Annotated in this window: 13 protein-coding genes; all 13 read right to left on the reverse strand. The window is 36.9% G+C overall.

Annotation, left to right across the window (positions count from 1 at the left end):
- Nucleotides 1–85: 85 nt before the first annotated feature.
- Nucleotides 86–1,840, reverse strand: a complete 1,755-nt coding sequence (locus M014_RS0121120) for a peptidoglycan D,D-transpeptidase FtsI family protein (RefSeq protein ID WP_026593458.1) — start codon at nucleotides 1,838–1,840, stop codon at nucleotides 86–88.
- A gap of 91 nt (nucleotides 1,841–1,931) precedes the next feature.
- A complete protein-coding gene (locus M014_RS0121125) occupies nucleotides 1,932–2,633 on the reverse strand; it encodes a hypothetical protein (RefSeq protein ID WP_026593459.1) in 702 nt (233 codons plus the stop codon).
- 238 nt (nucleotides 2,634–2,871) lie between these two features.
- Complete coding sequence (greA, locus tag M014_RS0121130; RefSeq protein ID WP_035415628.1) at nucleotides 2,872–3,348, reverse strand: transcription elongation factor GreA; 477 nt, start codon at nucleotides 3,346–3,348, stop codon at nucleotides 2,872–2,874.
- A gap of 282 nt (nucleotides 3,349–3,630) precedes the next feature.
- The gene (udk, locus tag M014_RS0121135; protein ID WP_003200515.1) at nucleotides 3,631–4,269 is read right to left on the reverse strand and encodes a uridine kinase; all 639 of its coding nucleotides are present in this window, start codon (nucleotides 4,267–4,269) and stop codon (nucleotides 3,631–3,633) included.
- A gap of 17 nt (nucleotides 4,270–4,286) precedes the next feature.
- Nucleotides 4,287–5,567 (reverse strand): peptidase U32 family protein, encoded by a 1,281-nt coding sequence (locus M014_RS0121140; protein ID WP_026593461.1) that lies wholly within the window; start codon nucleotides 5,565–5,567, stop codon nucleotides 4,287–4,289.
- Nucleotides 5,568–5,585: 18 nt separating this feature from the next.
- Complete coding sequence (locus tag M014_RS0121145; RefSeq protein WP_026593462.1) at nucleotides 5,586–6,515, reverse strand: peptidase U32 family protein; 930 nt, start codon at nucleotides 6,513–6,515, stop codon at nucleotides 5,586–5,588.
- Between the two features lie 7 nt (nucleotides 6,516–6,522).
- Nucleotides 6,523–7,164, reverse strand: coding sequence for an O-methyltransferase (locus M014_RS0121150; protein WP_026593463.1), 642 nt, complete (start codon nucleotides 7,162–7,164; stop codon nucleotides 6,523–6,525).
- Nucleotides 7,165–7,379: 215 nt separating this feature from the next.
- The gene (mltG, locus tag M014_RS0121155; RefSeq protein WP_026593464.1) at nucleotides 7,380–8,450 is read right to left on the reverse strand and encodes an endolytic transglycosylase MltG; all 1,071 of its coding nucleotides are present in this window, start codon (nucleotides 8,448–8,450) and stop codon (nucleotides 7,380–7,382) included.
- A 225-nt stretch (nucleotides 8,451–8,675) separates the two neighbouring features.
- Nucleotides 8,676–8,960 carry a DUF1292 domain-containing protein gene (locus M014_RS0121160; protein WP_026593465.1) on the reverse strand — a complete coding sequence of 95 codons (285 nt, stop codon included), beginning with the start codon at nucleotides 8,958–8,960 and terminating at the stop codon, nucleotides 8,676–8,678.
- Nucleotides 8,961–8,972: 12 nt separating this feature from the next.
- A complete protein-coding gene (gene ruvX / locus M014_RS0121165) occupies nucleotides 8,973–9,386 on the reverse strand; it encodes a Holliday junction resolvase RuvX (protein ID WP_026593466.1) in 414 nt (137 codons plus the stop codon).
- Between the two features lie 3 nt (nucleotides 9,387–9,389).
- A complete protein-coding gene (locus M014_RS0121170; RefSeq protein WP_000348589.1) occupies nucleotides 9,390–9,656 on the reverse strand; it encodes an IreB family regulatory phosphoprotein in 267 nt (88 codons plus the stop codon).
- Between the two features lie 78 nt (nucleotides 9,657–9,734).
- Nucleotides 9,735–12,377 (reverse strand): alanine--tRNA ligase, encoded by a 2,643-nt coding sequence (alaS, locus tag M014_RS0121175; protein ID WP_026593467.1) that lies wholly within the window; start codon nucleotides 12,375–12,377, stop codon nucleotides 9,735–9,737.
- 478 nt (nucleotides 12,378–12,855) lie between these two features.
- Nucleotides 12,856–13,914 carry an AI-2E family transporter gene (locus M014_RS0121180; protein WP_026593468.1) on the reverse strand — a complete coding sequence of 353 codons (1,059 nt, stop codon included), beginning with the start codon at nucleotides 13,912–13,914 and terminating at the stop codon, nucleotides 12,856–12,858.
- Between the last annotated feature and the right edge of the window lie 35 nt (nucleotides 13,915–13,949).

The following is a 13,949-nucleotide window of genomic DNA, read 5'->3' on the forward strand; positions in this document are numbered from 1 at the left end:
GCTATTGTAACACTAAATCTTAAATGGTTGAACAACTACAGTAACATTTTCACGAAATGAAAACATTTGATAATAAATTGCAAGATTACCTTCTCCCTTCCAAGTGAGCAATCTCTTCCACAAATTCTTTAAAAATCGGTGTTACAGTATTTTCTTTACTATTCGTTTCTAAATCAACAACTACTAGTGCATATCTCGGGTTTTCGTATGGGAAATAACCCGCAAACCAACGATTTACACGATCTTCTTTTCCTGTTTGCGCAGTCCCAGACTTTCCAGCAACAGATAAAGGTAGCGATTGAAACGTTGCACCTGTTCCCTTTTCCATCGTTATGACTTTCCTTAACAAGGATTGTACCTGTTTCACTGTACTATAAGAGAGTTGTCGTCCTTCCAGTTTATGGTCTTCAAAATAAAAAAATTTCGTTCCATTTTTATATCGGATTTCTTTTACAGCTTTTACTTCTTTCTTCTCCCCATTTCTTGCAATCGTCGCCATCATATTTGCAATGGCTAAAGGGGATATTCTTACATCCTTTTGTCCAATTGCCGTTTGAGCGATTGCTTTGTGACCCACCTTATTTTCTTCGCCATTCCAAACAGTTGCTTTTTTCTCTTCTATCAACTGTTTAAACCCAGACGTATGAAACATTTGCCCTTTCCATCCTACCGTCTCACTCGCTCCTAGCGCTTCTAAATACGTTTCCATTATATGTTTATCCTTTTGCATCAATTCATCACCAAGCACAGCGAATGTTCTGTTACAACTCCTAGCAAAACTCTCTGTGAAGTTTAATTCCCCCATCATAACCTGTGAGAAATTTTCACCATACGGATCTGTATTACAGTTAAACATACGATGAGATTGAATCATATCATTATCAATTGCTGCGGCCGCTATAACTGTTTTAAAAACGGAACCTGGGAAATGAGGCGTTAACATTTGGTTCTCCATCGTTTTTTGATATGCACGCTTATCGTTCATCTGTAAAGATGGTTTACTCACCATTGCTACAATTTCACTCTTCTTCACATCAAGTAGTACTAATCCACCTTTTTTGATTCCATGTGTTCGCACAAGCTCTTCTGCTTTTTGTTGCAAAGATTTTTCTATCGTCGTTTGAATCGTAACTGGATAAAAGGGATTTCCAGGAGATGTATATTTTGCACGTTTCCCAAAAATCGGTTCTCCCTGTCTGTCTACTTGATATAATACTTTTGTTTCACCATCAGTCATTAAAAATTCATCAAACGATTGCTGTAATCCAGAAATACCGATAATTGTTTGACTAGATAGTTTTTTTAATTTCTCATATCGTTTTTTTAATTCCTTCTCGTTTTCTCCGACTACTCCGATCAGATGCTCCGCTTCCGATATTTGTTTCATTTTCACTTCGATTGCTACCATACCTAAAATATCCGCACGGTTTACCTTCTCCATCTGTTCTTTCGTTAACTGAAACGGTTTATCACCCCTTTGAAGTATAAATGGTTTTCGTTTGTCTTTCATTTGCAGCTTTATGTCTTGCCCCGGCACACCAATGATATGCGTAATTTTTTCTAACATGTCATTTTTTATTTGTAGAAAAGGAAAAATGACTAACACTGGGTATCTTTCTTCTCCTAGATTTTCTCCGTTCCGGTCAACAAAATGTCCCCTACCATCATCCAATGTGAATGCTTGTGTACGCTGGGTAACACTCTTTTCAATTAAATTTATATGCCTCTTTGTAAATGATTCCGTGGCTATAAGTTGTATTTGAGCTAGCCTACCAAGTAGTAATAGCATGATACATGCAAAACAGAGTAAAGTAATCGCAATTCTCCGCTTCATTTTCATAAAAAACACCTCGTCTTTTCAGTTTAGACGAGGTGTTAGTCCTTTTATACAAAGCGCAATGTTATCCAGTCCTATATGATGTAATTATTTTTTATTGGTTGACGGGTTGCTTTGCATATTTTTCGAAAACTGATTTATAAGTTTCCACATTTAAACCTGAATTTTGAGCAACTTCAACTGCAGTAGTCCTTACTTGCTCTGCACTTTTCACATATTCTTGTTTTAAAGAATTCATTTCATTTCGTTTTTCCTTTGCATTCTCAACTGTTACGGAATCTAAACACGCTATCAGTTTTTCTGTTATCTTTAAATAGTTGTTTTCTGCGTTGATTAATTTTTGAGTTTCATCCTTCTTTAACTTCGATCCTTTTAGGAAAGTAACAGCTTGATTTACTTCATCTTTTAAAAGTTTATCATTATTTTTTGCCTGTTCTTGCAATAACTTCTTCATGTCATCTATTGCTTTCTGATCCATCGACTCTTGTAACATATATTCAGGATTTCCAATTGCATAATCATATTTAACAGTTACATCATTAAAAAGTCTCATGACAATAGCTAATTGGTACTCTGGATCAAAGTCTTCAAATTTCTCTCTCTTTTTATCCTTATCTAATTCTTGCTTTTCTTTTGTATTCGATTCGTTTTTGGAGGACGAAGATACCTCGTCTTTTCTTTCTTCTTGCTTCGATTTCAATTCGTTTGATGCACTTGTTTTCTCACTAGATTCACATGCCGCTAATCCTGTCATCATGACGCCACAAGTGAATGCTGCAAATAATTTCTTTTTCATGAACTTTCCCTCTTTCTTATCCCCTTTAAAATCTCCTCATACTTCCAAACATAAAAGTATAAAAATTCATCAATTATAATATCAAAATTAAGACCCTTATATTGTCACATCATGTCGAATACGATAAAAATCGAAATATCATGGACGATTGGCACTTTTCACTTAGAATCTTGAGAGCAACGGGATAATAGAAGAAAAAAATAAAAGAGGTTCACCCATATGAGTGAACCTCCTTTTATTATTTTACAGAGATAATCTCTACTTGCATTTCTCCGCCTGGTGTTTGGATTGCTACTTTTTCACCAATTTGCTTACCTAGTAAGCTTTTTGCGATTGGAGAATCGTTAGAAATTCTTCCTTCAAATGGGTCTGCTTCTGCACTACCAACGATTGTGTAAGCTTCTTCGTCTCCATCTGGTAATTCTTTGAATGTTACAGTTTTACCTAACGTTACAACTGTAGACTCTTCACCATTATCTTCAATGATCACTGCGTTACGAACCATATTTTCAAGTTGTGTAATACGACCTTCTACAAATGCTTGCTCATCTTTTGCTGCATCGTACTCTGAGTTCTCAGAAAGATCACCGAAGCTACGCGCAATTTTAATACGCTCTACAACTTCTTTACGTCTTACTGTTTTTAATTGCTCAAGTTCGTTTTCTAATTTTTGTTTACCCTCTTGCGTCATAGGGTATGTTTTTTCTGTTGCCATGTTTTCCACTCCTTTTATATACCAATCCCCCGAAAAAAAGAGGAGTTCAATATGAAAACTCCTCCGCTTTACCTTTGTAGCGGAGGTTTCTAGTACACATGCACTAGCGGAGTTGTCACATACAACCCCGTGTTTTTTCCAATGCCTCTTTATATAAAGAAGATATGTATGGAAATCTCATATAAATATGCCCCCACCTAACATTAGGTGAGGTTGCATGTTTCATTGTATTCGATAAGAAGGGAAAAAATCCCTTCCTATCGTATATCTTTTACTATGCTATTACAAATTCACTTTTTGTTCAAGAATTGTTGCAATTTTTGTAACCATAATATCAATTGCAACATGGTTTTGTCCACCTTCTGGAATAATGATATCCGCAAATTTCTTAGAAGGCTCAATAAATTGGTTATGCATTGGACGTACAACATTTACATACTGCTCAACAACAGAGTCCATTGTACGGCCACGCTCTTTAATATCACGTTGCATGCGACGTAAAATACGAAGATCAGCATCTGTATCAACAAACACTTTAATATCCATTAAATCGCAAAGACGTGGGTCTTCTAAGATGAGAATCCCTTCTAAAATAATTACATCTTTCGGTTCTACTGGAATAATTTCTTCTGAGCGTGTATGCAATGTATAATCATATACGGGTTTCTCAACCGGCTTATATGCAAGCAACTGATGTAAGTGCTCAATTAATAAGTCATTATCAAATGCTAATGGATGATCGTAATTTGTTTTTAAACGCTCTTCCATCGGCAAATGGCTTTGATCTTTGTAATAATAATCTTGCTCCAAAATTAAAATGGAATGACCTTGAAATTGATCAAAAATCGCTTTTGTTACACTTGTCTTACCTGATCCTGAACCACCAGCAATTCCAATTACAACCGGCTTATTCGTCCCCATTCAACTATCACTCTTTCTTATTGATGTATGCTTTTGCGCATCATATTATTCACATACACTGGTTGATCCACTTTGAATTTCACGATTTGCAACGGATGTCTCGCTGCATCTAATTCGTTTCCATCCTCATCCCAAATTTTCTCCACCGTTTGTGTAAAGTTTTCTATTTCCGGTCCAAAGAACTCAACTTCATGACCTGGTTTGAAGTAATTACGTTGCTCTAACGTCACAATGCCTGTTTCTTCATTATAATCTAACACTAAACCAGCAAAATCATACGTTGTTTTCTTACTATGATTTCCATACATTTGTTCTAAGTGCCCTGGAACTCCTTCAAAAAATGCAGGAGCTGTGTCACGATTTGCACATTTATCAAGCTCATCTAACCATTCTTGTTTGAACTCAAAATTATCAGGATCTGCGCAATACGTATCAATTACTTTGCGGTATACAGTTGCTACTGTTGCTACGTAGTGAATGGATTTCATGCGTCCTTCTACTTTCAAGCTGTCAATTCCAATTTCAATCATTTTTGGAATCGAAAGAATTAGATTTAAATCTTTTGGACTCATTGCAAAATGAGCATCGCCCTCTTGGAATAAAGGAAGTTCTTCTGCCTCCTTATGTTGTGATACCGTTTGAACCAGGTCATAATCCCAACGACAAGACTGACAACACCCACCGCGGTTTGAGTCACGCGCTGTCATATGGTTACTTAAAGTACATCTTCCAGAGTATGCAATACACATTGCCCCATGGACGAATGCTTCAATCTCGATATCAACGTTTTCTTTAATTTCTTTCATCTCTTCATAGCCCACTTCACGAGCTAATACAAGACGATGTAAACCTTCTTCTTTCCAATACTGCGCCGCTTTCCAGTTAGACAATGATTGTTGTGTACTTAAATGTACTTCAACAGAAGGTGCTACACGTTTACACGTCTCAATAATAAGAGGATCTGCAACGATAATACCCGTTACGCCAGCTTTTTCAATCCCTCTTAAATAGTCTTCTAGCCCATCCATATTTTCATTATGTGCAAAGATATTTGTTGTTACATATATTTTCGCTCCATATTTTTTTGCAAATTCAACGCCTTCTGCCATTTCTTCAAGCGTAAAGTTACCTGCATTTGAGCGAAGACCAAATTCTTGTCCACCTAAATATACAGCATCTGCACCGTAATGAATAGCTACTTTTAATTTTTCTAAATTACCCGCAGGGATTAACAGTTCAGGTTTTTTCACAATTACGCGTTTTCCATCGATCACTCGTGAAATTTCTTGTACAGTCATTTCCTACACCCTCCTCGTTTAGTAAACCGTCTCTTTAAAGAAGAATCCTGTATCTAACGGACGATTTACTGGTTGCATTTCTTCTATTTTTTTATATAAATCGTCTTTCACGCCATAATACGCATCGCGATCTTCTACACATAAATCAATAGCTTTACGATATTTCTTTGTTACTTCGATAATGTATTCAGAGCTTTTTAACACACCGTCAATTTTCAAGCTATTAATTTCAGCATCGATTAATTCATCTAACTCATCAATGAAACAAATATCATTTGGACTCATAATATGAGTACCATTTTCATCCTCATAAATTGGATATTTATTATTACGCTCTGGATCATGTAAGAACATATTCTCTTCATGTTTTTTCTTTTCAATTTCTAGATTACGATCTTGATACTCGAAGTAATTTCCTACTAATGAACGCTTTGATTGGAACATGCATGTCATGCCATGAATTTGCACTTCAACTTCAACTTCAGCGTTTTCCTTTAATTCAACAATTTCATCTAAACTTAATTCACGTGCAAGGACAGCACGTTTGGCACCTTTTCGGCCCCAATAGTTACAGGTGAACCAGTTTGTTGCTGTCGTTTCTGTATTCCAGTGCATTTGCATGCTTGGTGCTACTTCACGTACAGTCATTAATACTGCTGGATCTCCAAAAACAACGGCATCTACATGCACGTCTTGCAAAAATGCAACGTAGTCTTTTAATTCTTCTACTTTGTCGTTATGGAACATAGCGTTCATCGCTACGTATACTTTCATACCATTTTCATGTGCAATGCTTACAGCTTGTTTCACATCATCACGCGTAAACTCTCCCGCTAAACGTAAGCCAAACTTTTGTTCACCGATCATTACTGCGCTTGCTCCTGCTTTTGCAAGAGGTTCAATATCAGCCACCGCTCTTGGTGTTACTAACAATTCAGGTTTTTTCATACCTTTGTCACCCTCTCTTTTTACTCACGGCTACTCCATCACCAATTGGGAAAATGGTTGTATCATATCCTTCATGGTTCATCAGCCATTCATTGTACGTCTTAATACGACGAATCAAACCACGCGTACGTCTATTTTCAATTTTTTCTTTTGTCGCTACAAGTCCATGGTACATCACATTATCTGAAATAATGACACCACCTGGATTTAATAACGGTTCATATAAGTCAAAAAAGCGACGATATTGTCCTTTTGCAGCATCAATAAAAATAACATCAAATGTTCCATGTTCTTTCACTTGTTCGCCTGTTTCTAATGCATCACCATAAATAACGGAAATACGATCTTTTACAGGAGAACGTTTTATATATTCAAGTGCTTTTTCATATCGATCACTATTTCGTTCTACTGTCACAATACGAGAATTAGGGATAGCTTGCATCATACGAATACTAGAATAACCAATTGCTGTTCCAAGCTCTAATATGCTTTTCGGCCCAATTAAACGTAAAAATTGTAACATAAACTCCATTCCAAGACGATCCATAATCGGCACGTGATATTCACTTGCATACTGTTCCATTTCAAGAATCAGTTCCTCTTTTGGATCAATAAATGATAGTAGGTACTCGTTAACTGCATCCTCCATAAATGGTCCTCCTTATTTACATGGAGAAGTGCCTCTATGACGTGGCAATTTCTATCTTTTCACACATAGAATGCAATAAAAATACAAGCCAGCTTCATCCTTAGCTTGTACGTCCCGTTTTGATATTAAAAACGATTCTTCTGCCAGTTTTTAACCCGGTATATTTTATCATAAAAAAGAGGGATATGCGACCCTTTTCGCTCTCCCTCCTATTTTCATTTCTTTTGTGTAATATATTTTTGTTTTAATGCATTGTGTTCTTCTAACGTTTTCGCATAATACACTTCGCCGCTTGGTGCTGCTAAGAAGTAGTAATAATCTGTTTGGGCAGGCTCTAACGCTGCCTGTATAGAATGCTTACCAGAATTCGCAATCGGTCCAACTGGAAGCCCTTTTACAACATACGTATTATAAGGCGAATTTACCTTTAAATCGTCATATAACACACGCTCTTTATGCTTGCCAAGTGCATATAATACCGTCGGATCTGTTTGTAATGGCATTCCCTTAGCTAAACGATTGTAAAAGACACTGGAAATTTTTTGACGATCTGTAAATCCAGTTGCCTCTTCCTCAATTAAAGAAGATAATGTTAAAAGCTGGTGAACGTCCAACTGTTTTTCTTTCATTTTCTCCTTATTTTGAACAATTAGTGCATTTGTTTTCTCAAGCATTTCTGTAACAATTTCTTCTAAAGTTGTATCTTTTTTGTAGTAAGAATACGTCGCTGGATATAAATAACCTTCTAACGGATATTTAATATTGCCATCAAAGATTTTATTTGTTAATAATACCGGATACTTTTGCTGCATTTTTTGGATAAAGGCCTTATCGTTTAATTGGCGTACAACATCATCTTTATTCCATTTCAGTTCCTTCGCAATTATATCTGCAATTTCAACAATTTGTGCACCTTCTTTAATCGTCAATTTATAAGCAACTGAACGATGGACATTACCCGATGACATTTGTTCCATTACATCATCTACATTCATTGACGAATTTAACAAATATGTACCTGCCTGCAAGTTTTTAGATTTAGCTTTTGCATAGAAACTAAATACTGTACCATTTTTAATAGCGCCTTTTTCTTCTAAAATCTCTCCAATTTTACTTGTAGATGAGCCTTTGGGAATCTCTACTTCAATTTCTTTTTTATTCCCGCTATCAACTGGTTTTAACGCAGATGAAATATACGCATAGACGGACACACAGACCACAAGTAGCGCAATAATTACTATTAAAAAGGCGCGTCTACGCTTCTTCCTCACTTGATTCTCTACCAAAGTTCTTCCTCCTTAGTCAATTGTAGACCGTATGTACACACTCTATACAACATCCTACAAAATCGCGACAAATCCACCTATCATTTCTAGACAGGCAATTTATTTTTTCTATAATCTGTCTAATTATACTATAAACAATTATGTAGTTTCGACAAAAAATCTGTCATTTTGCACAAGAATACAAAAAAAAGATGGACTGCATGTACAGCCCATCTTTTCAACTAATTACTCTTCGCCCTCTTCTTCTTCAGCAAGCGTGTTAAACATTTCTTGTACCATTTCCCACTCTTCTTCAGATTCGATTGGAAGTAATGTTCCACCTGATTCATCTTCACTTTGCTCATATGCCATTGCATCGTAAATTGGATCTCCATCTTCGTCAACTTCACCAATTGGTGAGAAGACTACATATGATTTATTCCCAAATTTTTCAGCATCAAAAGTGAAAATAATTTCACATAAATGCTCGTTCCCTTTTTCGTCTACAATTGTAATTTGATTTTCTTCCATTTTGGTCACCTCTTATTTACTATCTAAATATCCTTGTAAAATCACGACTGCAGCCATCTTATCGATAACTTGCTTTCGCTTCTTTCGACTTACATCAGCCGAAATAAGAAGACGTTCCGCTGCCATTGTTGACAGACGCTCGTCCCACAGTATAACCTCTAGTTGCAGAAGTTCACGCAAGCTTTCAGCATATTGCTGACATGCTTCGCCACGTGAACCGATCGTACCATTCATGTTTTTCGGCAATCCTACTACTATCTTGTCCACATTGTACTGTTTTACTAACTCAGAAACCCGATCAAAACCAAAAATTTCTCGTTCTTCATTGATTTTAATCGTTTCTAAGCCTTGTGCTGTCCAGCCCATTTCGTCACTAATCGCAACGCCGACTGTTTTTGTTCCAACATCTAAACCTAATATCCGCATATACTACTCCTCACGATGTTGTTTCAAATAAGACTTCACAAGCTCTTCAATCAGTTCATCACGTTCTAGCTTGCGGATAATGCTTCGTGCATCTTTATGACGAGGTATGTATGCTGGGTCTCCACTTAATAAATAACCGACGATTTGGTTAATCGGATTATAACCTTTTTCTTGAAGTGCATCATACACAGTTAAAAGTACATCGTTTACATGGACACTCTGTTTTTCATCTTGAAAATTAAACTTCATTGTTTTATCAAAACCGTCCATTTTAAGCACCTCACTTATAAGTAGTAAGTATAGGGAGAAGAATTTCTCCTCTCCCTACTATTGTACACTACTCTCTCTTTATTTTGAAACAGATTTAACGTACTCTTTGACAAATGCTAAAGCTTCATCTACTTGTGCTGGGTTTTTACCACCTGCTTGAGCCATATCAGGACGGCCGCCACCGCCACCGCCGCAGCGGGAAGCAACTTCTTTCACAAGTTTACCTGCATGGTATCCTTGGTTGATTAAATCTTTCGTTACACCTGCTAAGATATTCACTTTGTCATCACTTACAGCTGCTAATACAACCACCGCAGACTCAAGTTTATTCTTTAGGTCATCCATCATTGTACGTAAGTTATTCATATCTGCAACATTCACTTTTGTTGCTAATACATTCACTCCATCAACCGTAAGAACTGAATCTGTTAAGTTTCCAGCCTCAATGTTGCTTAATTTCGCAGCAAGAGATTCATTCTCTTTTTGAAGTTGCTTCACTTCAGCAAATAGACCATCTACTCTTGTTAAAATATCTTTTGGATTTGTTTTCATTTTACCTGCAGCTTCTTTTAATAAACCTACTTGATCGTTCATTAATTCGTATGCTGCTTTACCAGTTACAGCCTCAATACGGCGTGTTCCTGCACCGATACCAGACTCAGCAACAATTTTGAAAATACCAATAGAAGCTGTGTTATCAACGTGGCAACCACCGCAAAGCTCTAAGCTGTAACCACCTACTTGTACAACGCGTACAACATCTCCGTATTTTTCACCAAATAATGCCATTGCACCCATTGCTTTTGCTTCTTCGATTGCTTTTTGAGAAATCTCAACATCAATACTTTCCCAAATTTTTTCGTTTACGATACGCTCAATTTTTTCTAATTCGTCAGCTTGTACTTGACCGAAGTGAGAGAAGTCAAAGCGTAAACGTTCTGATGTTACAAGAGAACCAGCTTGGTTAACATGTGTTCCAAGTACATCTTTCAATGCTTGGTGTAAAATATGCGTTGCTGTATGGTTTTTCACAACACTGCTACGGTTTTTCGTATCAATAACAGCTTTTACAGTCGCTTCTTTCGTTAATGTACCTTCTTCAACAACAATTTTGTGTAAGTTTTGACCATTTGGTGCTTTTTGTACGTCTTTTACAAGAACTTTCACACCGTCAGCAAGAAGGTAACCACGGTCTGCAATTTGTCCACCGCTCTCAGCGTAGAATGGTGTTACATCAAGCATTAATTGTCCTTCATCACCCGCTTGTAAGCTATCTGTGTACTCGCCGTTCTTCACAAGTGCAATAACATTACTTTCTGTAGCAACTGTACCATAGCCAACGAATTCACTAGCTACTTTAATTTCTCCAAGCACACCGCCCTGAACTTGCATAGAATCAACGTCTTGACGAGCAGCACGTGCACGCTCACGTTGTTTTTCCATTTCAGCTTCAAAACCTGCATGGTCAACTGTCATACCAGCTTCTTCTGCATATTCTTCTGTTAATTCAATTGGGAAGCCATATGTGTCATATAGACGGAATGCATCTACTCCAGAAATAACAGTTGTTTTCTCTTCTTTCGCTTTTGCAATTAGTTCTACTAAAATCGCTTCGCCATCATGAAGTGTTTCATGGAAACGCTCTTCTTCGTTTTTCACAACTTTTGCAATGAAATCTTTCTTTTCAAGAACTTCTGGATAGAAGTCTTTCATTACCTCTCCAACAACTGGTACTAATTCATACATAAATGGACGGTTAATGTTTAATTTCTTCGCATAACGAACCGCACGGCGTAATAAACGACGTAATACATAGCCACGGCCTTCGTTAGAAGGAAGAGCTCCATCACCAACAGCAAATGTTACTGTACGGATATGATCAGCAATTACTTTAAATGCCATATCTTTCTCTACATCGCCACCGCGATACTTCTCACCAGAGATTGATTCTGTTGCCCCAATCATTGGCATAAATAGGTCTGTATCAAAATTTGTAGGTACATCTTGAACGATAGATGTCATACGCTCTAGACCCATCCCTGTATCGATGTTTTTCTTTGGAAGTGGTGTATATGAGCCATCTGGATTATGGTTAAATTGAGAGAATACAAGGTTCCACACTTCTAAGTAGCGCTCGTTTTCTCCGCCTGGGTACAACTCTGGGTCACTAAAATCGTTACCGTAAGCTTCTCCGCGGTCATAGAAAATTTCTGTGTTCGGTCCACTTGGTCCTTCACCGATATCCCAGAAGTTTTCTTCTAAACGAATAATGCGCTCTTTCGGAACACCCATTTTTTCATTCCAAATTGTAAATGCTTCTTCATCTTCTGGATGAATTGTAACAGATAGTAACTCTTTATCGAATCCAATCCATTTTTCGCTTGTTAAGAATTCCCAAGCCCATGTAATTGCTTCTTCTTTAAAGTAGTCACCGATTGAGAAGTTTCCTAACATTTCAAAGAATGTATGGTGACGAGCTGTTTTCCCAACGTTTTCAATATCATTTGTACGAATTGATTTTTGTGCATTCGTAATACGTGGATTTTGCGGAATTACACGACCATCAAAGTATTTCTTTAATGTCGCTACACCACTGTTAATCCATAAAAGAGATGGATCCTCATGCGGAACTAATGATGCACTTGGTTCAATTGCATGCCCTTTTTCCTCAAAAAAGTCTAAAAACATTTGACGAATTTGTGCGCCTGTTAATTGTTTCATCTATATTTCCTCCTTTAAGAAATTCCATAAAAACAAAAAACTCCCGTCCCTATAAAAGGGACGAGAGTTAACTCGCGATACCACCCTAATTATGAAATAAAAAGCGGAAGCGTCTCGCTTAAAAGCGGAAGAAATTGAACCAGTCGAACTGAAAGACGTTTTTTGTCTTTCCGTGAGATTGGGAAATTTCGGAGCTTTTAGACGCTGAAGCTAGATTGCATACTGTAATATGCATTTATTTCATCACCTCATGGTGCCGTAACGTGGCAAGACGGCAGGGATTAGCTGCTCTCAGGATTAGCGTTCTGTCACCCTTCATTTAAAACTTCTTTCAGCCGATGGAAGTTTCTCTCTAAAAATGGACTGTGACATACTCGTTCCGTCATCGATTTTAAATCATATATGATAACATTTTATGATATAAACGTATGTAAGTTTATACTATATGCCAAAATTGTAGCGAATCCGTTTCCATTTGTCAATGTTTCCAGAGCGGCTTTATATGAACAACGACTGTTCGAATCACCGCTAAAATAGGAACTGATATGAGAAGACCTACAATTCCAGCTATTTCCCCTCCAACAAGTAATGCGAGCATAATAATAACCGGGTGCATACGTAACGATTTCCCAACAATATACGGAGATAAAATATTACTTTCAACAAATTGCAAAACGGCAAGTGCAATACTTGCTTTAATAAAAAGATTTGTGGATATCGTTGCTGCAATCATCAATGTCGGAATCGCCCCTAAAATAGGACCAAAGTACGGGATTATATCAGTAACTCCAACAATGATTCCTAATAATAGCGGATACTTCATACCAATAAACCAAAATGAAAGAGCAGACACTCCTCCTAAAACTAAACAAACAAATAATTGCCCTCGAATATAACTTCCAAGTGACTTATCAATCTCCTTCGCCAACATCTGCCCCGTACTACGCCATTTACTCGGAACCATCTTCCAAAAGATATGATAAAATTCCCCATAATCTTTCAATATGTAAAATACAATAAATGGAATCAAAAAGATGATAAGCAATGAATCTAATACACCACGTGCTGTACTCATCACTTTATTTAATAACGCTTGTATCTTCATTTCAATTCCAATAAAAATCTGCTTTACTTTCTCATGAATAAATGATGGGAAATTGTCTGTCTGTTCTGTCACACCGTCCATCCAAGAATCATACATTTTCATAAACTGCGGGAATTGCTTATTAACTTCTTGTAACTGCGCAATCACAATCGGTGTCCCTTTATAAATCCCATAACCGAGACCACCAAAAAAAAGAATATAAATCAGCAAAATAGCAAGTGTACGTGGCATTCCCTCTTTATGCAATTTTTCAATTAAGGGATGCAGCAAATAAGCGATAAAACAAGCAATCAAAAATGGTGTAATTGCTACTTTAAATACGAATATAATCGGTGCCCATAATGGTTTAATTTTTAAAAAGACAAGCAAACATAGAAACACTAATAATAATAACCCTAATCGATAAATCCAAATAATTTTAAGATTCTTCAAGCGAAAAACCTCCTCTCCCCTTATTTTGAAAAGAA

The organism is Bacillus sp. UNC437CL72CviS29 (assembly GCF_000482345.1).
Taxonomy (GTDB): Bacteria; Bacillota; Bacilli; order Bacillales; family Bacillaceae_G; genus Bacillus_A; species Bacillus_A arachidis.

What these genes read in the sequence shown, in the direction of transcription:
- M014_RS0121120 (WP_026593458.1), bottom strand. Translation starts at nt 1,840, where the DNA reads ATGAAAATGAAGCGGAGAATTGCGATTACTTTACTCTGTTTTGCATGT.
- M014_RS0121125 (WP_026593459.1), bottom strand. Translation starts at nt 2,633, where the DNA reads ATGAAAAAGAAATTATTTGCAGCATTCACTTGTGGCGTCATGATGACA.
- greA (WP_035415628.1), bottom strand. Translation starts at nt 3,348, where the DNA reads ATGGCAACAGAAAAAACATACCCTATGACGCAAGAGGGTAAACAAAAA.
- udk (WP_003200515.1), bottom strand. Translation starts at nt 4,269, where the DNA reads ATGGGGACGAATAAGCCGGTTGTAATTGGAATTGCTGGTGGTTCAGGA.
- M014_RS0121140 (WP_026593461.1), bottom strand. Translation starts at nt 5,567, where the DNA reads ATGACTGTACAAGAAATTTCACGAGTGATCGATGGAAAACGCGTAATT.
- M014_RS0121145 (WP_026593462.1), bottom strand. Translation starts at nt 6,515, where the DNA reads ATGAAAAAACCTGAATTGTTAGTAACACCAAGAGCGGTGGCTGATATT.
- M014_RS0121150 (WP_026593463.1), bottom strand. Translation starts at nt 7,164, where the DNA reads ATGGAGGATGCAGTTAACGAGTACCTACTATCATTTATTGATCCAAAA.
- M014_RS0121160 (WP_026593465.1), bottom strand. Translation starts at nt 8,960, where the DNA reads ATGGAAGAAAATCAAATTACAATTGTAGACGAAAAAGGGAACGAGCAT.
- ruvX (WP_026593466.1), bottom strand. Translation starts at nt 9,386, where the DNA reads ATGCGGATATTAGGTTTAGATGTTGGAACAAAAACAGTCGGCGTTGCG.
- M014_RS0121170 (WP_000348589.1), bottom strand. Translation starts at nt 9,656, where the DNA reads ATGGACGGTTTTGATAAAACAATGAAGTTTAATTTTCAAGATGAAAAA.
- alaS (WP_026593467.1), bottom strand. Translation starts at nt 12,377, where the DNA reads ATGAAACAATTAACAGGCGCACAAATTCGTCAAATGTTTTTAGACTTT.